The sequence below is a fragment of the Methylocapsa aurea genome, from assembly GCF_000746085.1.
Lineage (GTDB): Bacteria > Pseudomonadota > Alphaproteobacteria > Rhizobiales > Beijerinckiaceae > Methylocapsa > Methylocapsa aurea.
The window spans coordinates 399,128-420,787 of record NZ_JQKO01000001.1; the positions used below are offsets into that span (position 1 = coordinate 399,128).

The 21,660-nt window shown below is 61.0% G+C and carries 20 protein-coding genes; 7 read left to right on the top strand and 13 right to left on the bottom strand.

The window, feature by feature from the left end; all coding sequences use genetic code 11:
• Nucleotides 1–68: 68 nt before the first annotated feature.
• From rplA to secE, 4 genes are all read right to left on the bottom strand, one after another.
• On the bottom strand, nt 69–764 hold the full coding sequence (gene rplA, locus DL86_RS01805; RefSeq protein ID WP_036257489.1) for a 50S ribosomal protein L1: 696 nt from the start codon (nt 762–764) through the stop codon (nt 69–71).
• A gap of 4 nt (nt 765–768) precedes the next feature.
• Nucleotides 769–1,197: a 50S ribosomal protein L11 gene (gene rplK, locus DL86_RS01810; protein ID WP_036257491.1), complete on the bottom strand. Its 429-nt coding sequence runs from the start codon at nt 1,195–1,197 to the stop codon at nt 769–771.
• A 172-nt stretch (nt 1,198–1,369) separates the two neighbouring features.
• The gene (nusG, locus tag DL86_RS01815) at nt 1,370–1,900 is read right to left on the bottom strand and encodes a transcription termination/antitermination protein NusG (RefSeq protein ID WP_036257493.1); all 531 of its coding nucleotides are present in this window, start codon (nt 1,898–1,900) and stop codon (nt 1,370–1,372) included.
• A 32-nt stretch (nt 1,901–1,932) separates the two neighbouring features.
• Nucleotides 1,933–2,124 (bottom strand): preprotein translocase subunit SecE, encoded by a 192-nt coding sequence (gene secE / locus DL86_RS01820; protein WP_036257494.1) that lies wholly within the window; start codon nt 2,122–2,124, stop codon nt 1,933–1,935.
• 515 nt (nt 2,125–2,639) lie between these two features.
• Between secE and aroQ the strand changes: the two genes are divergently transcribed.
• The 6 genes from aroQ (at nt 2,640) to DL86_RS18510 (ending at nt 11,362) form a co-directional block, all read left to right on the top strand.
• Nucleotides 2,640–3,086, top strand: coding sequence for a type II 3-dehydroquinate dehydratase (gene aroQ / locus DL86_RS01825; protein ID WP_036258039.1), 447 nt, complete (start codon nt 2,640–2,642; stop codon nt 3,084–3,086).
• A 5-nt stretch (nt 3,087–3,091) separates the two neighbouring features.
• Nucleotides 3,092–3,565, top strand: a complete 474-nt coding sequence (locus tag DL86_RS01830) for an acetyl-CoA carboxylase biotin carboxyl carrier protein (protein ID WP_051952538.1) — start codon at nt 3,092–3,094, stop codon at nt 3,563–3,565.
• 24 nt (nt 3,566–3,589) lie between these two features.
• The gene (gene accC, locus DL86_RS01835) at nt 3,590–4,951 is read left to right on the top strand and encodes an acetyl-CoA carboxylase biotin carboxylase subunit (protein ID WP_036257496.1); all 1,362 of its coding nucleotides are present in this window, start codon (nt 3,590–3,592) and stop codon (nt 4,949–4,951) included.
• A gap of 393 nt (nt 4,952–5,344) precedes the next feature.
• On the top strand, nt 5,345–6,013 hold the full coding sequence (locus DL86_RS01840; protein ID WP_245276170.1) for a glutathione S-transferase family protein: 669 nt from the start codon (nt 5,345–5,347) through the stop codon (nt 6,011–6,013).
• A gap of 657 nt (nt 6,014–6,670) precedes the next feature.
• Nucleotides 6,671–9,631, top strand: coding sequence for a DUF4011 domain-containing protein (locus DL86_RS18505; protein ID WP_051952481.1), 2,961 nt, complete (start codon nt 6,671–6,673; stop codon nt 9,629–9,631).
• 27 nt (nt 9,632–9,658) lie between these two features.
• Complete coding sequence (locus DL86_RS18510; protein ID WP_051952482.1) at nt 9,659–11,362, top strand: DUF3320 domain-containing protein; 1,704 nt, start codon at nt 9,659–9,661, stop codon at nt 11,360–11,362.
• A 114-nt stretch (nt 11,363–11,476) separates the two neighbouring features.
• On the opposite strand, the gene DL86_RS01855 is transcribed toward DL86_RS18510, so the two are convergent.
• From DL86_RS01855 to DL86_RS01865, 3 genes are read right to left on the bottom strand one after another with little or no spacing between them, the layout of a single operon-like run.
• On the bottom strand, nt 11,477–12,469 hold the full coding sequence (locus DL86_RS01855) for an Hsp33 family molecular chaperone (RefSeq protein WP_036257498.1): 993 nt from the start codon (nt 12,467–12,469) through the stop codon (nt 11,477–11,479).
• Nucleotides 12,466–13,422 carry an ornithine carbamoyltransferase gene (argF, locus tag DL86_RS01860; protein WP_036257499.1) on the bottom strand — a complete coding sequence of 319 codons (957 nt, stop codon included), beginning with the start codon at nt 13,420–13,422 and terminating at the stop codon, nt 12,466–12,468. The genes DL86_RS01855 and argF overlap by 4 nt, the downstream gene beginning before the upstream one ends.
• On the bottom strand, nt 13,419–14,636 hold the full coding sequence (locus DL86_RS01865; RefSeq protein ID WP_036257500.1) for an aspartate aminotransferase family protein: 1,218 nt from the start codon (nt 14,634–14,636) through the stop codon (nt 13,419–13,421). Before DL86_RS01865 ends, argF begins: the two co-directional genes overlap by 4 nt.
• 892 nt (nt 14,637–15,528) lie before the next feature.
• Here DL86_RS01865 and DL86_RS01880 point away from each other — a divergent pair.
• Complete coding sequence (locus DL86_RS01880; protein WP_036257503.1) at nt 15,529–16,053, top strand: GcrA family cell cycle regulator; 525 nt, start codon at nt 15,529–15,531, stop codon at nt 16,051–16,053.
• Between the two features lie 50 nt (nt 16,054–16,103).
• Here the strand turns inward: DL86_RS01880 and phoB are convergent, their stop codons facing one another.
• The 6 genes from phoB to pstS form a co-directional block, all read right to left on the bottom strand.
• Nucleotides 16,104–16,877 carry a phosphate regulon transcriptional regulator PhoB gene (phoB, locus tag DL86_RS01885; protein WP_425348884.1) on the bottom strand — a complete coding sequence of 258 codons (774 nt, stop codon included), beginning with the start codon at nt 16,875–16,877 and terminating at the stop codon, nt 16,104–16,106.
• Entirely contained in the window at nt 16,877–17,590 is a 714-nt protein-coding gene (phoU, locus tag DL86_RS01890) for a phosphate signaling complex protein PhoU (RefSeq protein ID WP_036257505.1), read from the bottom strand. Before phoU ends, phoB begins: the two co-directional genes overlap by 1 nt.
• Nucleotides 17,591–17,615: 25 nt before the next feature.
• Nucleotides 17,616–18,398 (bottom strand): phosphate ABC transporter ATP-binding protein PstB, encoded by a 783-nt coding sequence (pstB, locus tag DL86_RS01895; RefSeq protein WP_036258046.1) that lies wholly within the window; start codon nt 18,396–18,398, stop codon nt 17,616–17,618.
• A gap of 188 nt (nt 18,399–18,586) precedes the next feature.
• The gene (gene pstA, locus DL86_RS01900; protein ID WP_036257507.1) at nt 18,587–19,426 is read right to left on the bottom strand and encodes a phosphate ABC transporter permease PstA; all 840 of its coding nucleotides are present in this window, start codon (nt 19,424–19,426) and stop codon (nt 18,587–18,589) included.
• A 2-nt stretch (nt 19,427–19,428) separates the two neighbouring features.
• Entirely contained in the window at nt 19,429–20,331 is a 903-nt protein-coding gene (pstC, locus tag DL86_RS01905; RefSeq protein ID WP_156964438.1) for a phosphate ABC transporter permease subunit PstC, read from the bottom strand.
• Nucleotides 20,332–20,563: 232 nt separating this feature from the next.
• Nucleotides 20,564–21,607, bottom strand: a complete 1,044-nt coding sequence (pstS, locus tag DL86_RS01910; protein ID WP_036257508.1) for a phosphate ABC transporter substrate-binding protein PstS — start codon at nt 21,605–21,607, stop codon at nt 20,564–20,566.
• Nucleotides 21,608–21,660 lie beyond the last annotated feature (53 nt).

Sequence of the window (21,660 nt, forward strand, 5' to 3'; positions counted from 1 at the left end):
CCCGAGAAATTTGCTCATGTCAAGCGTGGATTTCCGCCGGCAGGCCTTTCGCCGCCGTGATCGGCCCCTTAAGCCGCGACAGTCGCCGGATCGACCTTGACCCCAGGACCCATGGTCGAGGAAATCGCAATGCGTTGAATATAAGTGCCCTTGGCCCCCTGCGGCTTGGCCTTGGCGACCGCATCGACGAAGGCCGCGATATTGGCGACGAGCTTATCGTCGTCAAACGAGGCTTTGCCGACGCTGCCCTGGATGATCCCGGCTTTTTCAACGCGAAACTCGACCGCGCCCCCTTTCGAGGCCTTGACGGCGCTTGTGACATCCATGGTCACCGTGCCAACCTTCGGATTAGGCATCAGGCCGCGCGGACCCAAGACTTTGCCAAGCCTGCCGACGAGAGGCATCATGTCGGGCGTCGCAATGCAGCGATCGAAGGCGATCGTTCCGCCCTGGACCGACGCGACCAGTTCTTCCGCCCCGACTATATCCGCGCCGGCGGCGGTCGCCTCATCCGCCTTAGCGCCGCGCGCGAACACTGCAACGCGCAAGGTCCGGCCGGTTCCGTTGGGCAGATTGACGACCCCGCGCACCATCTGATCGGCATGTTTCGGGTCGACGCCAAGGTTCATGGCGATCTCGACGGTCTCGTCGAATTTCGCATTGGCGCGCTCTTTGACCAGCTTGATCGCCTCGGCGATCGGATAGAGCTTGATCCGGTCGATATTTTCGCGCGCCTTAATCACGCGCTTTCCAACATGCGCCATCTGCCTACCCTACTATCTCGAGGCCCATGGAACGGGCGGAGCCTTCGATCATCGTCGCCGCGGCTTCGACCGTGGCGCAATTGAGATCGGGCAGTTTCTTTTCGGCAATCTCGTTGATCTGCGCCTTGGTCACCTTGCCGACAAAACCGCGGCCGGTTGTTTTCGACCCCGACTGGACCCCCGAAGCCTTTTTCAGGAAATAAGAAACCGGCGGCAACTTCATCTCGAAGGTGAAGGACCGATCCTGAAAGGCGGTTATGACGACGGGGATCGGCGTCCCCTTCTCCATCTGCGCGGTGCGCGCATTGAAGGCCTTGCAGAACTCCATGATATTCAAGCCGCGCTGACCGAGCGCGGGGCCGATCGGAGGCGACGGATTGGCCGCCCCAGCCGGCACCTGAAGCTTCACGTAACCCGTGATCTTCTTCGCCATTGCTCAACTCCCATACAAAGCCGGCCCTCGCTCAAGGGCGGCGGTTGCGGTCGTGGTCACAGCAGAGGCCGGTTTGGCGCGCCGGGCCTGCCTCCCACGTCGGCGGCGAAATCGGGACCAGCCCAGTTTCACCGGATCAGGCAGAGACGACCCCGCCCGAAACTCTCAATCCTTAAACTTTCTCGACCTGAGCATATTCCAACTCGACCGGCGTCGCCCGGCCGAAAATCGAAACCGCGACCTTGACCCGCGAACGGCTCTCGTCAACCTCTTCGACAATGCCGTTGAAAGAGGCAAAGGGCCCATCGGAGACCCGGACCGTCTCGCCGATCTCGAATGAAATCGACGCCTTGGGCCGCTCGACGCCCTCGGCGACCTGTCCCTTGATCCGCTCGGCCTCCCGGTCGGAGATCGGCATGGGCTTCTTATCGGCGCCCAGAAAGCCGGTCACCTTCGGCGTATTCTTGATCAGATGGTAAATGTCGTCGGAGAGATCGCATTTGACCAGAACATAGCCAGGAAAAAACTTGCGTTCTGAATTGAACTTGCGGCCGCGGCGAATTTCGACCACCTGCTCGGTCGGCACGAGAATTTCCTCGAATTTAGACGAGAGCCCGCGTTGAGCGGCCTGCTCCTTGATCGATTCCGCGACCTTCTTTTCGAAATTAGAATAGGCGTGGACGATATACCAGCGCATGCTCATCGGGTAATCTTCCAGACCTTGTGTATTGAACGTCAATGACCAAAACTCAGAATGAAGGTGACGATCAAGCGCAGCCCTTGATCGACCAGGACGAAGAATAAACTGGCGAAAATCACCATGAGAATCACAAGGCCGGTGGTGATTCCAGTTTCACGGCGAGACGGCCAAGTGACCTTGCCAGCTTCCGCGCGCACCTCTTGGATGAATTGGAACGGATTCGCCATTTTTTTGAAAACGCCTTGTCTTCCCGATGATGCTTTGGCTCGATGATGCTTTGGCGGGAGCCAACGCCTCGAAGCGGACCTCAGGGATCGCGCCGAAAGCGGGCCGCGCCAAAAAAATCAGGGCGCGGAACCAGAAGGCCACGCGCCACATATAAATACCTTATAATCAAGCGGCCAAGGAACGCAAATTCAATTTTCGTCCAGGTCACGATCCATTCGAAGCGGCGGCCCTCGGCCACTCGGACAGGATGCGACGGATGAGGCTGACGCCGGCCCAGAGAAGCGAGGCCGCTGCGTCCCTCGCGCCAATTATGTTATCCATAACTGTATACTTATAGCCAAAACTTCAAGCGCCTTGAAAGCAAGCGAGCCACGTGCATAGCCCCTAGGGTTTGGCGGCGCCTCTGCACTGGAGTTTCCTCTAAACTTCAGCGCGGGGCTGCCCGGAAGGCTTTCAATGCCGTCTGATCCCGGGTATGGAAACGCACCGGGCATTTTCTTCCGCCGAGACCAGCATGAAAGCCGTCCACGTCCTGAATGGGCCGAACCTCAATCTCCTCGGCGCGCGGGAGCCTGAAATCTATGGCGCCGCGACTCTCCCGGCGATCGAGGCGCGGCTTTCCGCCGTCTGCGCGCGGCATGGGCTCAGTTTGCGCTTTCGTCAAACCAACCACGAAGGCGACCTCGTGACCTGGGTGCAGGAGGCGGGTCTGGCCGGCGAACCGGTGATCTTGAACGCGGGCGCTTATACGCATACATCGATCGCCCTTCAGGATGCGATCAAGGGCGCCAAGACGAAGGTCATCGAGGTTCATCTTTCCAACGTTCACGCCCGGGAACGCTTCCGCCACCATTCCTATATCTCCCCAGTCGCGCAGGGCGTGATTCAAGGTTTCGGCGCTTTATCCTATGATCTCGCGCTCGAAGCCCTTCTCGTCGGCGCGAAGGCCATCGAAAGTTGAAAAAGATGAAATATCCGGGGCCTAAACCGGCAGGAAACGCCGCCGCCGGCGCAATCGACGTCGAATTCGTCGAGGCTTTGGCGAAACTCGTCACCCGCATGGGCCTGTCTGAGATAGAGGTCGCGCAGGGCGACTTCATGATCCGAGTGGCGCGGCAAATTTCGGCCGCCCCCCTTCAGCCGGTGGTCGCGGCGTCTTCGCCTGCCCCTGTCGTCCCGGCAAGCGCGGCAAGCGGCGTCGACGCGCCCGGCGCCGTGAAATCGCCGATGGTCGGAACCGCCTATCTGCGCGCCTCGCCCGAAGCCGCCCCCTTCGTCGAGATCGGCTCGCTGGTGAAAGCCGGCGACAAGATCCTTCTCGTCGAGGCAATGAAGACCTTCAACGAGATCGTCGCGCCTCGCGCCGGCACGGTGACCGGCATTCTGGTCGAGGACGGCCAGCCTGTCGAATATGGCCAGCCGCTTTTCGTGATCGAATGATCGCCGCGCACCTGGTGACCTGACATGTTCGACAAGATCCTCATCGCCAATCGCGGCGAAATCGCGTTGCGGATTCTACGCGCGGCTAAAGAACTCGGCATCGCGACCGTCGCGGTGCATTCCACCGCCGACGCCGACGCCATGCATGTGAAGCTCGCCGACGAATCGGTCTGCCTTGGACCGCCGCCGGCGCGCGACTCCTATCTGAACATTCCCTCGCTCCTCGCCGCCTGCGAAATCACCGGCGCCGAGGCGCTGCATCCAGGCTACGGATTTCTCGCGGAGAACGCGCGTTTCGCCGAGATTCTGGCCGACCATCGCATCGTTTTCGTCGGTCCTAAGCCCGAGCATATCCGGATCATGGGCGACAAGATCGAGGCCAAGCGCACCGCGACGCGGCTCGGCATCCCCTGCGTCCCTGGCTCGGCCGGCGCAATCACGGATGATTTGGAAGCCGCCGCGGTTGCAAAGGAGCTTGGCTATCCGGTGCTCGTCAAAGCGGCGGCGGGCGGCGGCGGGCGCGGCATGAAAGTCGCCCGCAGCGCCGAGGATCTGTCGGCGGCGCTGGAGACGGCGCGGCTCGAGGCCAAGGCGGCCTTCGGCGACGACTCGGTTTACCTTGAAAAATTTCTTGAAAAGCCGCGTCACATCGAGATCCAGGTGCTCGGCGACGGGCGCGGCAAAGCCATTCACCTCGGCGAGCGCGATTGCTCCTTGCAGCGCCGGCATCAGAAGGTTTGGGAGGAAGGCCCCTCGCCCGCTCTCAACGCCTCGCAGCGGCTTGAAATCGGCGAAATCTGCGCCAGCGCCATGCGCGAACTTTGCTATGCCGGCGTGGGCACGGTCGAGTTTCTCTATGAAGAGGGGCGATTCTACTTCATCGAGATGAATACAAGGATCCAGGTCGAGCATCCGGTGACGGAAATGATCACCGGCGTCGATCTCGTCAATGAGCAGATCAAGATCGCCGCCGGCTCGCCCTTGACCCTGACCCAGGAGGAAGTGACCTTTCAAGGAGCGGCCATCGAGTGCCGCATCAACGCCGAGCACGCCGCGACCTTCCGGCCCTCCCCTGGCGCGATCGCTTATTATCATCCGCCAGGCGGACTCGGGGTTCGCGTCGATAGCGCGGTCTACGCCGGCTACACGATCCCTCCGACCTATGATTCGCTGGTCGGCAAGCTCATCGTGCATGGACGAACCCGCAATGAGGCCTTGATGCGGCTGCGCCGCGCCCTCGACGAATTCATCATCGACGGGATCGACACGACGATTCCGCTGTTCCAGACGCTCGTCCGCAACGCCGACATCCAGAACGGCCTCTATGACATCCATTGGCTGGAGAAATTCCTGGCCACTGGAGGCATGGATGTCGCAGAGATATGACCCCTGAACCTCAAGTTAAAGCATTTATTTTCAAATAGATGCGTGTTTAAGTTCAGTGTAGGGGAGAACGCTGGCGTACGCGCAGCTGCGGTTTGCCTTCGAGGCGGGGCGCGTTGATCTCAATCGCTCCAGGCCCCGCTTATTTCAGGCTGCATATTCTTTTCTTTCTCCCAATATGGCTGAAACCAAGCCAGACAGTGAAGCCCGCTCCGCCGAACCGTCAGCAAATCGCTGGGCGGGGCCGCTCGCTCAAGAGCGACCCAAGTCTTCGTCGATGTCATCCGATCGAGACTATTGACGCGCTAAAACGTGGACCTGCCGGCAAGGCTTTAATCAAGTCCAAGCCGGACTGTTCTAGCGCGCGGCGCTCCGACCGTTGAGGGAGAAAAAGGCTTGCCAAATCTAAATGAAATCTGGTCGCGCTTGGGAGCGGCATTAGCCGGCAAGAACCAGAATCGTGAGGCGAAACCGAGGCTTTATGACTTCGACCTGTCGGGAAACGCCTATAAGGTCCGGCTGTTGTTGAATATTCTTGGCGTGGACTACGCGAAGCAGCCGGTGGACCTCCTCAAGAAGGAACACAAGAGCGCGAAATATTTGAAGCTCAACGCCCTCGGCGAAATCCCGATTTTCGAGGACGACGGCCTGCGCCTTCGCGACTCCATGGCCATCCTGATTTACATCGCCGGCAAATATGATTCGGCCCGGACTTGGTGGCCCGCAGACCCAGCGTCGCAGGGTCTCATCGCTCAATGGCTCGCGACCGCCGGGCACGAGGTGACCAGCGCGGCGGCTGCCCGTTTGGTGAAGATCCTCAATTACGACCTCGACCTGCCGAAGCTTCAGGATCGCGCCAACGCCACTTTCAAGATCATCGACGCCCATCTGTCCGGCCGCGACTGGCTGGAACTCGGTCGCCCCACCATAGCCGACATCGCCGTCTTCCCTTATGTCGCCCTCGCCGGCCAGGGAGGCATCTCGCTTGAAACTTATCCAAATCTCCGCGCCTGGATTGAGCGGGTCAAGCAATTGCCGCGCTTTATCCCAATGCCGGGCATCTGAACTTCGGTGTCCCGGAGCGCGTGGAGGGACAAGCTTCCAAGCGATGAACGGATAGAGCATCTGCGAGCGCAGCAGATGCCCGCCGCGTCGCAAAGCGACGCAATATAAAAAGTCAGAGCTGCTTTCCAAATCACAGCCTTACCGGGCCATGGGATCGGGAGAGCGGCGCTGACTTCGGATCTTGATCTCCGTCACCCGACAGCTCTCGGGCCAACGCCGCGGATGACCCGCGTTTGACGCGAGGCTGACGCCACACATAGGCGCGGCTCGCCCGGCGCTTCGCCGAAAAGCGATGCGTCGACATCGCCCTTTCATCCAATCCAGTCGCGGCGTCGATCGCAGCATGATCATCGACGCGCCGCCCCACGCCCAGCCGCCGAATGTCGTGAGGCCAAAATAATGGCGCTCTCGATAGACTGACGCGCGGCAAACGAAGCGACAGTCCTGAGGCGGACGGGATTGTTACGACCTTCGTTAACGCCCGTTTCGTTAACACAAGTAAAGACTCTCCCGACCATCTAGGTAAGAGTAAGTTCAGCATGATAGATGTGATGAATAACATTTATCTTTACGTAAGATATTCGCCTGCCTAGAGGTTACAAATATGGCGGGAATAAGGCAGCTTTAGCGCTACCATTCGCCATTGAGGATACCGAAATGGGCGAAGTCACCTCGTTAAAGATGGCGCGCAAGCAAAATGCGAACGATACAATCGAGAGCCATGTCGAAAGGCTCCTCGCCGAAGCCCGCCTCAAACTCATAGAAACTGGAACGCGCAATCGCCTTGTTCACACGCCGCGCGGCGCAAAACGCACCCGTTGTTTGCCAATCGTCGGGGCGAGCGCGGATTGCGTCTTTTCGAATCTTGTTCGCGACAGCAAACTTGTCCGCTTCTTACCGGCTGATGACGCTGGCGAGCCTCGGCGCGAAGCGATGGCGCCGAGGATCCCACGTCTTGTCCCGACGAAGCAAAACTTCGAGAAGCGCAACAGTTTGCGGACCGCCCTTGCGCCAGACCTTCTCCACAAGCGCCTCCTAACCATTCACCGGGACGCCAAAACCGCCGAGGAGGAGCGCGGCGTCAATATTCTCTTCCTCGCGCTCGGTTTTCTGCGCTGGTACGAACATGAAAAATCCGATGTGCTGCGGGAGGCCCCACTCGTCCTAGTTCCCGTGACCCTCGCCAGGGACGCCAAATGCTCGACATTCGAGTTGACGTTTCGCGACGACGACATCGCGCCCAATCAGGCCTTGCAGGAGAGGATGCGCGGCGATTTCGGCATTGCGCTTCCAGACCTTCCCGAGACCGACGATTGGCTCCCCAGCGCCTATTTCGCCACGATCGCCAACGCCGTCGCCGCTAAGCGCCGATGGTCGATCGACGCCGATGGAATCGAACTTGGGTTCTATTCGTTCTCGAAACTCTTGATGGTGCGCGATCTCGATCCGGTCAATTGGCCGCCTCATGCGCTCGTCTCGCATCCGCTCCTGCGCGGCCTGCTCTGCGAAGGCTTCGGCAACGAACCGGCGCTCATCCCCGAGAGCGCCAAACTCGATGAAATCTTGAATCCCGCCGATCTCGTCCACGTCGTCGACGCCGATTCCTCCCAAACCCGCGTCATCGAATCAGTGCGGGCTGGCCGCAATCTTGTTGTCCAAGGCCCGCCTGGAACCGGCAAGTCGCAGACAATCACCAATATTATCGCCGCCGCCGCACATTCCGGATTGAGCGTGCTCTTTGTCGCCGAGAAAATGGCGGCCCTCAACGTTGTCCATGACCGCTTGCGAAAAGCCGGCCTGGAAGACATCTGCCTCGAACTCCACAGCCACACGGCGAGTAAGCGCCTCGTCGCCGACGGGCTCGACCAGACTCTTCAATCTGCGGCCGATTCGAACAAACCCGATGAAGCCGCCGCGCAATTGGTTGCAGCGCGCGACCGCCTGAACCATGTCGCCGAGCGCCTTCATGCCCCAATTGGCAAGACCGCAATGACGCCCTATCAGGCGCTTTCTGTCCAAATCGCCGCGGCCGGACGCCATTTCGCGCCTGATATGCGCCTCGTCGAAGAAGCGATGGAGTGGACCGGCGAGGCATACGCCGAGAGAAACCGCCGGATCCAGCGCCTCGCCGGTCTGACCGCGCACGCTGGCCCAAGAAACAAGCATGTCTATTTCGGCGTGCGCCGGATCGGCCTGCAGCCGACGGATCTTCAGCGTCTGGCTCCGCAGTTGCAAAAGCTCGCCGACGAGGCGGCGGAACTTTCCGCCTGCGCCACGGAAATCGAAACCTATTTCGGTCTTCGGCAAGCTCCCACCTTTACCGCGATACGCGGCCTGATCGAGATCTTCAGGTTGGCGTCGCGCCTGCCAAGCGGAAGCGAAGCGCTAGCCACCGCGCTCGCCGCGAGCCCTTCGCTTCAGCGCTTCGCGGATGCGGCCGCTCTTGGAGTCCGCTGGCGCGAACAGCAGGCTCTCCATCGCCATACGTTCCAACCCGCCGCTTGGAGGGCGCCTGTCGCCCGGATCCGGCCCCCCCTCGTCAAGGGCGCCGCTTTTTGGCCGTCCCGGTTCAGCAAGGGCTACCGCGATGCGGGACGCCTGATGGCGAGCCTCCTGTCTGCGCCTTTGCCAAGCCGACCCTCCGAGCGGCTCGCACTTTTGGACGCCCTCCTAGCCAGCCAGTCTCTTAGCGGAAAACTTGCCGCCGAAGCCGCCTTCATGGCGCATTTTCTCGGTGATGCATGGCGCGGCGCAAAGACCGATTTTCGCCTGATTCATTCGATCGCCAAAATCGTCGAACAACTCGCCGCCCTCGGCATCCGTTCAAACCTCGATCGGGTCCTCGATTTGGCGCGCGACGGCGCCGCCGCTTCTTACGCCAATGATTTTGAATTCCACCATGACGCGCTGATTGTGGCATTTGACGACGTCGTCCAGGCTCTCGACCTCGATGTCGCCGCCATCTTTGGAACCAATATCATCAGCGCGATCAGGCTCGATTTGGTCGCAGAGAGAGCCGCCGAGTGGGCGTCGAACCCAGCCCAATTCGAAGAATGGGCGCGGCTGGCCAAAGCTGATCGGCAGTTGCGTGAAATTGGACCCATGTCCATCGCCAATGGTCTCGCCTCAGGACAGATCGATCCTGGCCGCGCCCGCATCGAACTCGAAACCGCATTCGCAGAAGCCTGCTGGAAACAGGCGATCGCCGCCGATCCCGACCTCGCCGCCTTCGACGGAGCTCAGCACGAGGCTTTGTCCGCGCGCTTCGTCGCGCTCGAAGCCAGGCAGCGCGCCGCCGTCGTGGACAGCATCCGCGCCCGCCACCAAGCCGCGATCCCGCGCGGCGCGCTCGGCGCCATGGGCGTGATCCGCGGCGAGATCGGCCGCAAACGCAATCACATGCCGCTGCGCAAGCTAGTGAAAGCGGCGGGCGATCAAATTCAAAAGATCAAGCCGGTCTTTCTCATGAGCCCGATTTCGGTCGCTCAATTCCTGCCGCCAGGATCCGTCAGCTTCGATCTCCTGGTCATTGACGAAGCGAGCCAGATGCGCCCCGGCGACGCGCTCGGACTCATCGCGCGGTGTCGACAAATCGTCGTCGTCGCCGACAAAAAGTAACTGCCGCCAACCAGCTTTTTCGATCGCATGATCGCCGACGAAGCCGATCCCTTGGGCGATGAAGAGGCTACGCCCGGCCGATCCGCCAGCGTCGCTCCCATCGCCGATCTTGAAAGCATTCTGTCCTTATGCGAGGCGCGCGGAGTCGAAAGCCAGATGCTGCGCTGGCACTACAGATCGCGCCACCCCTCCCTCATTCAGGTCTCGAACGCGGAATTCTACAAGCATCTGGTCATGCCGCCGGCGCCGACGATGGAGCGCAAGGCCAAGGGCCTTATCTTGAGACGCGTCGCCGGCGCTTACGACCGCGGCGGCCAACGCACAAACGCCATCGAAGCGGAAGCAATCGCATCGGCGGTCGCACAGCACGCCAAGACGTCTTCCTCCGCGTCGCTCGGCGTCATCACATTTTCGACGGCGCAGCGCGACCTCATCGGCGATTGCCTGGAAGCGAAGCGGCGCGCCGATCCAAGCCTCGACGCCTTTCTGCGCGAAAGCGGGCGCGAAGATGTCTTCGTGAAAAACCTTGAAAACGTGCAGGGCGACGAACGCGATGTGATCCTCGTTTCCATCGGCTATGGGCCGCGCGAGGCGGGCAAGCCGCTCGACAGCATGGCATTTGGGCCGATCTCGACCGAGGGCGGAGAGCGCCGGCTCAACGTCCTTTTCACCCGCGCCCGGCTGCGCTGCGAAATCTTCGCGTCCTTCGGGTCAGGAGACATTAATCTCGAGCGGGCGACCGGCGAGGGGCCCCGCGTTCTCAAGCGATTTCTGCAATTCGCCGAAACCGGCATCCTTGAGGAAAGTCGGCCGACCGACGCAAATTTCGACTCTCCTTTCGAGGCGACGGTCGCCGCAGCAATCGAGAGTTTCGGCTATAGGGTCGACTCCCAAGTCGGCTCCGCCGGGTTTAAAATTGATCTGGCGGTGCGCGATCCCGCGGAGCCGGGGCGCCACATGCTCGCTATCGAATGCGATGGAGCCTCCTATCATTCGGCGCTCTGGGCGCGCGAGCGCGACCGGTTGCGCCAGGAGGTCCTCGAAGGCCTCGGCTGGCGCATCTATCGCATCTGGAGCACGGATTGGTTCTATCGCCGCGCCGAACAGATCGAAAAGCTGCGGCTGGTTCTCGAGGCGGCGCGCGCGGAGGCGGCCCGGGATAGAGCGCCGCCAGTGCGCTTGCGCGCCGCCGCCGAGCCGTTGGCAAGACCGCAACCGATCGCGGTCCCCGCCTTTCGCGCCTCGGCCTATGAGCTCGCCAAATGCCAAATTCCCCAAGGCGCCGACATCCATGCCGTGCCGGAGGAGGAGCTTGCCGCCATCCTGCGATGCGTCATCGAGCAGGAGGGTCCAATTCATCATGACGAGCTTGTCCGGCGCGCCTCGCTTCTGTTCGGCAAGGGACGAACCGGCCCCCGCATCTCCGAGGCCGTCGCTCGCGCGCTCGACCTCTTGCCGACGCTGGCGCCGGACCTCTGTCGCGAGGTCGAGTTTTGGTGCACGAAAGCGCAAAAAGACGCTCCGCCGCTGCGCGACAGAGCCGGCGCTCCCGCCAGCCTCCAGAAGCTCGACATGATCGCCTCGATCGAGATCAAGGCGGCCATCGCGCTCGTGCGCCAGCAAAACGCCCGTATGAAAGACGCTGACCTGCCGGTCGCAGTGGCGCGGCTCTTCGGCTTTCAGAGAATGAAGCCGGCGATGCGCAGCCTTGTGCTTTCGCTCGCCGATTGAACGTTCGCAAAAATCCGACGCGCTTGAGTTGACGAACTCGCGCCGATCTCGCCAAATGTAAAATGCTTTTCGCGGAATCGCACTTGCCCTGATTCCGCGCAATCTGACAGCGCTCTAATCCTGGAAATCCGTCGGATCGAACTCCCGGTATGTCGAGCAAAATTCGCAGGTGACCCCGATCATCCCATTGTCGCCAATCATGTCGCGGCGCTCCGACGGAGTAAACCGGCGCAACATCGCCCGGATCCGATCCTGCGAACAGCGGCAGGAATCGCGCACCATCGTCGGCTCGAACACCTTCACGCCGGGCTGGTGAAACAAGCGATAGAGCAGCCGTTCGCTCGACAGCGTCGGATCGACGAGTTCATGATCCTCGATCGTCGCAGCGAGCGCCTTCGCCTCGGCCCAGGCGTCGTCTTCCTCCGGCGCCTCGAACACAAGCCCGAGGGGCGCATCCCCCGGGTCGAGATCCGCCTGCCGCCGCCGATCCTGCGAACCCGGCAGGAATTGCACCATCAGACCACCAGCCCGCCAATTGACGCCAGCGCCCGTCACGTTTTGCGCGACCGCGAGACGTACCCGGGTTGGAATTTGCTCCGATTGGCGGAAATATTGATGCGCGGCTTCCTCGAGGCCCTGCCCCTCCAGGGCGACAATCCCTTGATAGCGCGAGGCGTCATTGCCTTGGTCGATGGTGAAAGCGAGATGGCCTTTGCCTAGGAGTTCGCCGCCGCGCCCCGCCTCGGCGAGTTTTTGCGGATCGAAACGGGCGAAGGCGCGCAGCCGGTCCGGCGCATCGAAATCGACGACCAGCATGTCGATGGCGCCGTCGCTGCGCGTCTGCAATTGAAACCGGCCTTCGATCTTCAACGACGAGCCGAGCAGCACGGTCAGGGCCACCGCCTCGCCGACCAGCTGCGCGACCGGCGCCGGATAATCGTGCTGGACGAGGATATGGTCGACGCAAGCGCCAAGCCGGACGACGCGGCCGCGCACGTCGAGCGGCTCCACGGCGAAGGGAAGCACCGTGTCGTCGAGGCCGTGATCCGAAACAAGACGTGAGGCCGGCGCATGCGACGGATCCGGCGGCGAGCCCGGAGCGGTCATGCCTTCATGGCTCCAAGGCACCAGGCAAGAATGCCTTTTTGAGCGTGAAGCCGGTTTTCGGCTTCATCGAAAACCACGGATCGCGGACCGTCGATGACCTCGTCTGTGACCTCCTCCCCGCGATGGGCGGGAAGGCAATGCATGAAAATGGCGTCCTTGCCAGCGGCGGCCATAAGCTTCGCATTCACCTGGTAGGGCGCAAGCAGATTGTGGCGAAAAGCCTCATCCTCGTCGCCCATCGACACCCAGCAATCGGACACGATCGCATCCGCCCCTTTGACCGCTTCAAAAGGATCGGCAGTGACCTTGAGGCGTGCGCCCGAGCGGCGCGCCCAATCGACAAGTTCGCTCGGAAGCGCGAGTTCGGGAGGGGCCGCGACATTGATCGAAAAATCGAACCGCTGCGCGGCCTGCACCCAGCTCGCGAGCACATTATTGGCGTCGCCGCTCCAGGCGATCGTGCGCCCCTTGATCGGCCCCCTATGCTCCTCGAACGTTAGGACGTCGGCCATGACTTGGCAGGGATGCGAGCGCTTGGTCAAACCATTGATGACCGGCACATCGGCGTGGCGCGCAAGTTCGATCATGTCATTATGGTCGAGAATGCGAATCACGATTGCGTCGACGAAACGCGACAGGACGCGCGCCGTGTCGGCGATGGTTTCGCCTCGGCCAAGTTGCATTTCCTGCCCCGTGAGCATGATCGTTTCGCCGCCAAGCTCGCGCATGGCGAGGTCGAACGACACCCGCGTGCGGGTCGAGGGCTTGTCGAAGATCATCGCCAGGACCTTGCCGGCCAAGGGCTTCTCGGCTGCCGCGTGACCTTTGCGCCGCCTCGCCTTGATCGCGGCGGCGGCATCGAGAATATAGCGAAGATCGCCCGCCGGAATCTCCGACAGGTCGAGGAAATGCCGCGCCTCGGCGGGAGCGGCGCGCTTTTTGGCTTGGTTCATTCGGCCGCCCCGCTCAGGTCTGGCGCGACAGCCGCGGACCTATCGCGCTCCAAGCGCAGACAGGCGGCGTCCAGGCGCTTGATCGCCTCGCCGATCTCCTCCTCACCGACGATCAAGGGAGGCAGGAGTCGAGCAACGTTGTCCCCGGCCGGGATCACGAGTATTTTTTCAGCCCGGGCGGCCGCGGCGAATTCATTGACCGGCGGGCGCAGGGCGATGCCCTGCATCAATCCTTCGCCGCGAATTTCGGCGATGACGCCCGGATGGCGATCCTTCAGTTCGGCGAGACCTTGTTTGAGCCTCAGCCCCATCGAAGCCACATGTTCGATAAATCCTGGCGCCAGCACCACGTCGAGCACGGCGTTGCCGACGCTGGTCGCCAGCGGATTGCCGCCAAATGTCGTCCCATGCGCGCCTAAGGTCATGCCCTTGGCGGCCTCCCGCGTCGCCAGGAAGGCCCCGAGCGGAAATCCGCCGCCGATGCCTTTGGCCACAGCCATGATGTCCGGCGCGACGCCAGAAAGCTCATAAGCAAAGAACTTGCCGACGCGGCCAACGCCGGTCTGAACTTCATCGAAAACCAATAAGAGACCGTGCCGGTCGCAAAGCTCCCGCAATGCGCGCAGGAACCCTGGCCGCGGGACGCGGATGCCGCCCTCGCCTTGGATCGGCTCGATCAGGATCGCCCCGGTTTGCGGGCCAATCGCCGCCTTCGCCGCCTCGATGTCGCCAAATGGAACCTGGTCGAATCCTTCCGCCTTCGGGCCGAACCCCTCAATGTATTTTGGATTGCCTCCGGCGGCGATCGTCGCAAGCGTCCGGCCGTGGAAGGCGCCCTCGAAAGTGACGATATGGAATTTTTCCGGATGCCCGCTCACCGATTGATATTTGCGCGCGGTCTTGATCGCGCCCTCCACCGCTTCCGCCCCGGAATTGGTGAAGAACACATAATCGGCGAAAGTCGCCTCGACGAGGCGCGCAGCCAGATGTTCGGCCTGTGGAATCTTGAAAAGATTGGACGTGTGCCAGAGCTTGCCGCCTTGCTCGGTCAGCGCTGCGATCAGATGCGGATGGCTATAGCCAAGCGAGGCCACGGCTATGCCCCCGCCAAAGTCAAGAAATCGCTCGCCGGTCGTCGCGGTCAGCCAAGCGCCGTCGCCTCGTTCGAATGCGAGATCGGCGCGGGCATAGGTGGGAAGCAGCGACGAAGACACTTTTTCGCTCCTGGTTGGTCGCGGAGGCCGGCTTGCGATCCTGACTAAGCGCGATCTTTTCACCCTCAATCGATCGCACATTATCTCTTTGTCTTAATGTACTATTTTACCGAAGAGGCCGGCGCCTCCTTGGGGCCCTGCACAAAAATCAAATTGCCGCCCAAGGGGGCGGCAACGCTGCGGACAACCAATTTAGGCACTCCCAGGGTTTCGGTCAAATGGCGCCGCCATGACCGCAGCGTCGCTGCGGTCCGCGCAAGCCATCCATGACGCGCCAGTCCGGCGCAAGCTCGAGGCGCAAGCATGACTTGGCTCATAGCCGCCTGATCTTATCGCAAGCAAAGTGAGTCCTGAACACACGGCCCATCACGGTCGAATCGAAACGACGGAAATCGCATGGAATGGACAGCCGAAAGCTTTCGACGGCAGACGCGGACCGGATTACTCGAGCCATCCGCTCAACCTCTGCAATCGCGGCGTTTGAACCGAGCCGAATCGCTGACTTCCAATTGGCCTCCCGTTCGCGAATTGGATCAAGGAGGCCGGCGCCGCATCGATCTCCAGCGCAAGCTCCTGTTGAAAACATTTTGCGACGCCTGACGAAGCTTGCATGGGATTCAACGGCTAGTGTAGCTTTGAACATATCAACTACGAGATCTCGTGGGCGAAAAATCCATGGTGTTAAAGCGCCTTGGAATCCAGTTCGGGACTGGCGATGCGGATGAATGCTGCGGCAATCGAATCGGATCAGCCTGGACAAGTGCCTAATAATGACTTGCCTAAAGATAACTTGCCCGCAGATGACTTGCCGAGAAAACCGGCAATGGCTTTCGAATGAATGATTGCCCGCACGACCCAAGATTTCGAATTGACGAAATCCTAGGAGGCCTCGATGTCCTGGACCGATGAACGAATCGATCTGTTGCAAAAGCTCTGGCTCCAAGGAATGAGCGCCAGCAGGATCGCCAACGAACTCGCCAACGGGCTCACCCGCAATGCGGTGATTGGCAAGGTTTATCGGCTCGGCCTATCCGGCCGGACGAAAGCCGTGGCGCCCGTCCCATCATCCAATCCGCGGCCGCAGCAAAAAGCGCCGTCGCGCGCGCCGGATCCTCGTCCGCTCAGTCCGATGGTTCAAGGCAATACGGCGCTGGCGTTGAAACCTTCCCTATACGAAGCGCCTGCTCCCGCGCCGAACAAAGAGATTGTGGTTGCTATGTCGGAGCCCGTCACCATCCTCGAATTGCGCGAATCGATGTGCCGATGGCCGATCGGCGATCCGACGGCGCCGGAATTCCGCTTCTGCGGCGCGAAGAAACTACCGGGCTTAGGACCCTATTGCTCGTGCCATGCGGGAGTCGCCTATCTGCCGCAGCACGAACGCCGGCGCGAGCGGCGCGTCCAAAGGACGGCCTAACGCCGAAGGCGGCTATTCGTCTCCGGCGCGATGATCTCGGACTCTCTTGTTTAGCAGATCTTGCCGAAAGTTTCGTCGAACGAGTAACCGGCGCCTCGCACGGTTCGAATCGGGTCTTTCTCGGCGTCGGATGACAGCGCCTTGCGCAAACGGCCGACATGGACATCGACCGTGCGTTCGTCGATTTCCGCCGACAGACCCCACACGCTATCGAGCAATTGGGCGCGTGAAAAGACTCTGCCCGGCTTTTCCATCAAATGTTCCAGAAGCCGGAATTCTGTCGGCCCCAGATGCACGTCGCGCCCAGCCCGGCGAACGCGCCAATTTTGGCGGTCGAGTTCGAGATCGCCCGCCGAGAGAACGCCGGCCACTCGGTCGGGCCGGGCCCGCCGCAGCAAGGCGCGAACGCGGGCCATGAGCTCAGGAACCGAAAAGGGCTTGACCACGTAATCGTCGGCGCCAATCGCAAGGCCGCGAACCCGTTCGCTCTCTTCGCCACGGGCGGTCAGCATGATCACCGGCAAGGTTCGGGTCACTTCCCGCGCTCGCATCCTGCGGCAGATTTCCAGCCCCGAGACCCCGGGCAACATCCAGTCGAGGATGACGAGATCGGGGTTCCACTCGGTGAGCCTGACCTCGGCCTCGTCACCGCGCTCGACGCGATCCACAACGAAGCCTTCGGCCTCAAGATTATAGGACAGCAGCAAGCTCAAAGCTGCTTCATCTTCGACGACGAGAATGCGCGCCGCCGCAGGAGCAGACGCGACGCCGCGTCCGGCGTTGGAGCGGTTTTCATTTGGATTTTGCACTTCATTCATGATCATCAAACCGTCGTCGTTGTTGAATCGGACAGCATGTTGCGACCTTTCGGCCGAGATATCGGCAAGGTTTCGCCCGTCACGAGATAGACCACGGTCTCGGCGATATTAGTGGAATGATCACCAATCCGTTCGATGTTCTTGGAGCAGAACAGAAGATGCGCGCAAAACGAGATGTTGCGCGGATCCTCCATCATGAAGGTGAGGAGGTCGCGAAAAATTGAATCTTCCAGCGCGTCGAGATCGGCGTCATAGACCCAGACCCCCCGGGCGCGCTCCGCGTCGCGCTGCGCATAGGCGTCGAGCACATCCTTCAGCAAGATCGCAGCCGAGTCATGCATCGACTTGAGGCCTATGATGGCGCGCGGGATGCGCACGTCCGTCGAGACTTTGATGGCGCGCTTGGCGATGTTCTTGGCGAGATCCCCAATTCGCTCGAGATCGTTTGAAATTCGTATCGTGGCGATAATCTCGCGAAGGTCCATCGCCATAGGCTGACGCCGCGCGATTGTCAGGATCGCCTGCTCCTCGATTTCCCGCTGCAGCAGATCGAGGCGCGGGTCGCTATTGATCGTCGCCTGGGCGAGCCTCGTGTCGAAATCAGCCAGAGCGTCCATGGCGTCGGACAACATCTTTTCGGCGATGCCGCCCATTTCCGCGATCTTCTGGCCGAGCGATTCGAGTTCCTTATCATAAGATTTGACGATATGTTCCGACATACAAAATTCCTCGAAAGCCCGAAGATCAGCCAAAACGGCCGGTAATGTAATTTTGAGTCCGCTTTTGCTCAGGCGCGGTGAACATATGCGCCGTATTGCCGAATTCGATGAGTTCGCCGAGATACATGAAGGCGGTATATTCGGAGACACGCGCCGCCTGCTGCATGTTATGCGTGACGATCGCGATCGTGTAATTCGCCTTCAACTCGTCGATTAATTCCTCGATCTTGGCCGTCGAGATCGGATCGAGCGCCGAACAGGGCTCGTCGAGCAAAATGACCTCGGGATGGATCGCGACGGTGCGGGCGATGCAGAGCCGCTGCTGCTGGCCGCCGGAGAGCGAGAGGCCGGAAGCCTTCAACTGGTCCTTGACCTCGCCCCAGAGCGCGGCCCCCTTCAGCGCTGTCTCGACCCGTTCGTCGAGTTCGGCCTTGTTGACTTTCTCATAAAGCCGGATGCCGAAGGCGATATTGTCGTAAATCGACATCGGAAACGGGGTCGGCTTCTGGAACACCATGCCGACGCGAGCGCGCAGGAGATTGAGATCCTGGTCGGGCTTCAGGATATTATGACCATCAAGGAGGACTTCCCCTTCGGCCCGTTGCTTGGGATAAAGATCATACATCCGGTTCAAGACGCGCAGAAGCGTCGACTTTCCGCAACCGGAAGGCCCAATGAAGGAAGTCACCTTATTGGCGTAAAGCGGCAGGTTGATATTTTTCAACGCCAGCGAGTCGCCATAGAAAAAATTGAGGTCTCGAATAGCAACCTTCTGTGGGAGGTTCGGGACTTGCTTTATCACCGTCATTGCAGGGTCCTTTGCCGTGTCCCGATTTTCCGTCGGCGCGGTCGCCTGCGACGCCGCGGGATTCGCTATCGATGCGCCGCCATCGGCCACCTGGGAAACAACCGCCTCGGCGCCGCCCCCTATCGACGCCTCCCGCGCGTCGTTGGAGTCTTGGACTTCCTGCTCCTGGCTCACTATCTGGAGCTCCTTCATTTCGCGGTCCTCTGCGCGCCGAGCACGCGCGCGACGATCGAGAGCGCTAGCACGGCGAAGGTGATGATGAGCGCCCCCGCCCAGGCGAGTTGCTGCCACTCCTTGTAGGGGCTGAGCGCAAATTGGAAGATGACGGCCGGAAGACTCGACATCGGCGCATTCAGATTCGTGCTGAAAAACTGATTGTTCAGCGCGGTGAAAAGCAAAGGCGCGGTTTCGCCGCTGACCCTAGCGATGGCGAGAAGGACGCCAGTGATGAGCCCGGCCCTGGCGGCGCGATAGGCGACCTTGCCGATCACCAGATTGCGCGGCAACCCAAGCGCGCTGGCTGCTTCGCGCAACGGACCGGGCACCAGAAGAAGCATGTCCTCGGTCGTGCGCACGACGACGGGAACGACGATGACGGCAAGCGCCACGGCCCCGGCGATGCCGGAAAAATGACCCATTCGCGCGACCATGATCTCGTAAACGAAGAGGCCGACGATGATCGATGGAGCGCTGAGCAGAATGTCGTTAATGAAACGCACGACGAAGGTGAGCTTTGTATAGCGGCCATATTCGGCCATATAGGTGCCCGCCAGCATCCCGAGCGGCGTGCCGATGACGACGCCGAGAATGGTCATGATCAGGCTCCCGACGATGGCGTTCAGCAGGCCGCCATCCGCGCCCGGCGGCGGCGTCATCTGCGTAAAGACCGCCAGGGACATGCCCTGCATACCTTGCCAGAAAAGGGTGGCGAGAATCACGACAAGCCAGCTGAGGCCAAAAATCGCCGCCATATAGCACAGGGCGAGATAAGTCGCGTTGGTGCGGCGGCGCCGGTCGTAAATGGCCATTCTCAAGCCCCCGCCTGACGTTCGAGTCGCATCAGCATGTAGCGCGCGATGGCGAGGATGATGAAGGTCATCACAAAGAGGATAAGGCCGAGTTCGATCAGCGCGGAGGTGTAGAGATCGCCGACCGCTTCGGTGAATTCGTTGGCGATGGACGCCGAAATCGTGGTGCCCGGCGCCAGCAGCGAAACGGAGATCCTGTGCGCGTTGCCGATGACGAAAGTTACCGCCATCGTCTCGCCAAGGGCGCGGCCAAGACCGAGCATGACCCCGCCGATGACTCCGGTCCGCGTGTAGGGGATCACGATAAAGCGGACCACCTCCCAGGTCGTCGATCCGACGCCATAGGCGGCTTCCTTCAGGACTGGCGGCACCGTGTCGAACACATCGCGGGAGATCGAGGCGACAAAAGGCAGAACCATGATCGCCAGGATAAATCCGGCGGTGAGCATGCCGATTCCATAGGGCGGGCCGGCAAAGAGCGCCGAAAGAACCGGCACATTGGCGAAGGCCTCAATCAAACCCGGCTGGACATGCGCCTGCAGGAAAGGCGCGAAGACGAAGAGGCCCCAGATGCCGTAGATGATCGAGGGAATCCCGGCCAGCAATTCGATGGCGATCCCAATCGGACGGCGCAGGACATAGGGGCAGAGTTCAGTCAGAAAGATCGCGACGCCGAGCCCGATCGGCACGGCGATGGCCATGGCGATGGCGGCGGTCACCAGCGTGCCGTAGATCGGCGCCATTGCGCCGAATTTTTCGGTGACCGGATTCCATGTCTGCGTCACGAGGAAATCGAAGCCGAAGGCCCGGATCGCGGGAATCGAGCCCATGATCAGCGAGGCTATGACGCCGCCAAGGATTAACAGGACGGTCAGGGCCGCGCCCATCGTCAGACGGCGGAACATATTGTCGTGGAACTTCAAGCCATGCAGGACTTGGGCCCGTCGAAGGGCAAGTGAAGTCAGGGTCGCGTCGGCCTCAATCGCAACGTCAACCACCAATTTTCTCCTCAACGCTTTCTACCCTCTTTTCACCAAGCACCGTCCACGCGCGGATGCGCCGCGGTCAGTCGTCGCGGCGCCCGGACATGCGAAGCGCAGAAAGGGAAGGCGACCTTGCCCTCCCTCCCCGAAGGCTTCAATTCTGAAGCGGCTTGCCGTCGGCTCCCTTGATTTCGGCGGCCCAGGTCTTCTTGATCAAAGCCACAACAGCATCCGGCAGAGGAACATAGTCGAGTTCCGCGGCGGCTTTGTCGCCCTTCTCGTAGGCCCAGCTGAAGAACTTGAGAGCCTCGGAGGCGGCGGCGGGATCTTGCGGCGCCTTATGCATCAGAATGAAAGTGGCGCCGGCGATCGGCCAGGACTTGGCGCCCGGCTGGTCAGTCAGGATCTGATAGAATCCCGGCGAATGAGCCCAGTCGGCATTCGCGGCGGCGGCCTTGAAGCTCTCGGAGTCCGGGGCGACCGACTTTCCGTCCTTGTTGATCATGTCGACGTAGGACATCTTGTTCTGCTTGGCATAGGCATATTCGACATAGCCAATCGCGCCGCCCGTCTGGGTGACATTATTGGCGACGCCTTCATTGCCCTTGGCGCCGATGCCGGCGGGCCACTCGACGGCCGAATTGGCTCCGACTTTGGACTTCCAATCCGGGCTCACCTTGGAGAGATAATCGGTCCAGAGGAAGGTCGTTCCCGATCCGTCGGCGCGGTGAACCACCACAATCGCCTGCGAGGGCAATTTGGCTTTCGGGTTCAGCTTTTTGATGGCCGGGTCATCCCAGGTCTTGATTTCGCCAAGGAAAATCTTGGCGAGGGTCGGGCCGTCGAGCACCAGTTCACCCGGCTTGATGCCTTCGAGATTGACGACCGGCACGGCGCCGCCCGTCACCGTCGGGAACTGAACCAGACCGGCTTCCTGAAGCTCCTCTGGCTTCAAAGGCATGTCGGAGGCGCCGAAGGTCACGGTCTTGGCCTTGATCTGCTTGATCCCGCCGCCCGAACCGATCGATTGGTAATTGAGGCCATTGCCGGTTTCCTTCTTATACGTATCCGCCCATTTCGCGTAAATCGGATAGGGAAAGGTAGCGCCGGCGCCGGAAATATCGACGGCACTGGCGCCGCCGGCGGCGAGGCTCATCGCCGCCGCCACAACCGCGGTTCGCAGGTACGTGAAAGTCATTGCATGCCTCTCAATGAGTGAAGGTAAGGGGAGCTAAAGGAAAGCGGGCCCGG

Excerpts from the sequence above, each read along its gene's own strand:
- rplA (WP_036257489.1), bottom strand. The coding sequence starts at position 764 with ATGGCGCATGTTGGAAAGCGCGTGATTAAGGCGCGCGAAAATATCGAC.
- rplK (WP_036257491.1), bottom strand. The coding sequence starts at position 1,197 with ATGGCGAAGAAGATCACGGGTTACGTGAAGCTTCAGGTGCCGGCTGGG.
- nusG (WP_036257493.1), bottom strand. The coding sequence starts at position 1,900 with ATGAGCATGCGCTGGTATATCGTCCACGCCTATTCTAATTTCGAAAAG.
- secE (WP_036257494.1), bottom strand. The coding sequence starts at position 2,124 with ATGGCGAATCCGTTCCAATTCATCCAAGAGGTGCGCGCGGAAGCTGGC.
- aroQ (WP_036258039.1), top strand. The coding sequence starts at position 2,640 with ATGAAAGCCGTCCACGTCCTGAATGGGCCGAACCTCAATCTCCTCGGC.
- DL86_RS01830 (WP_051952538.1), top strand. The coding sequence starts at position 3,092 with ATGAAATATCCGGGGCCTAAACCGGCAGGAAACGCCGCCGCCGGCGCA.
- accC (WP_036257496.1), top strand. The coding sequence starts at position 3,590 with ATGTTCGACAAGATCCTCATCGCCAATCGCGGCGAAATCGCGTTGCGG.
- DL86_RS18505 (WP_051952481.1), top strand. The coding sequence starts at position 6,671 with ATGGGCGAAGTCACCTCGTTAAAGATGGCGCGCAAGCAAAATGCGAAC.
- DL86_RS18510 (WP_051952482.1), top strand. The coding sequence starts at position 9,659 with ATGATCGCCGACGAAGCCGATCCCTTGGGCGATGAAGAGGCTACGCCC.
- DL86_RS01855 (WP_036257498.1), bottom strand. The coding sequence starts at position 12,469 with ATGACCGCTCCGGGCTCGCCGCCGGATCCGTCGCATGCGCCGGCCTCA.
- argF (WP_036257499.1), bottom strand. The coding sequence starts at position 13,422 with ATGAACCAAGCCAAAAAGCGCGCCGCTCCCGCCGAGGCGCGGCATTTC.
- DL86_RS01880 (WP_036257503.1), top strand. The coding sequence starts at position 15,529 with ATGTCCTGGACCGATGAACGAATCGATCTGTTGCAAAAGCTCTGGCTC.
- phoB (WP_425348884.1), bottom strand. The coding sequence starts at position 16,877 with ATGATCATGAATGAAGTGCAAAATCCAAATGAAAACCGCTCCAACGCC.
- phoU (WP_036257505.1), bottom strand. The coding sequence starts at position 17,590 with ATGTCGGAACATATCGTCAAATCTTATGATAAGGAACTCGAATCGCTC.
- pstB (WP_036258046.1), bottom strand. The coding sequence starts at position 18,398 with ATGACGGTGATAAAGCAAGTCCCGAACCTCCCACAGAAGGTTGCTATT.
- pstA (WP_036257507.1), bottom strand. The coding sequence starts at position 19,426 with ATGGCCATTTACGACCGGCGCCGCCGCACCAACGCGACTTATCTCGCC.
- pstC (WP_156964438.1), bottom strand. The coding sequence starts at position 20,331 with ATGTTCCGCCGTCTGACGATGGGCGCGGCCCTGACCGTCCTGTTAATC.
- pstS (WP_036257508.1), bottom strand. The coding sequence starts at position 21,607 with ATGACTTTCACGTACCTGCGAACCGCGGTTGTGGCGGCGGCGATGAGC.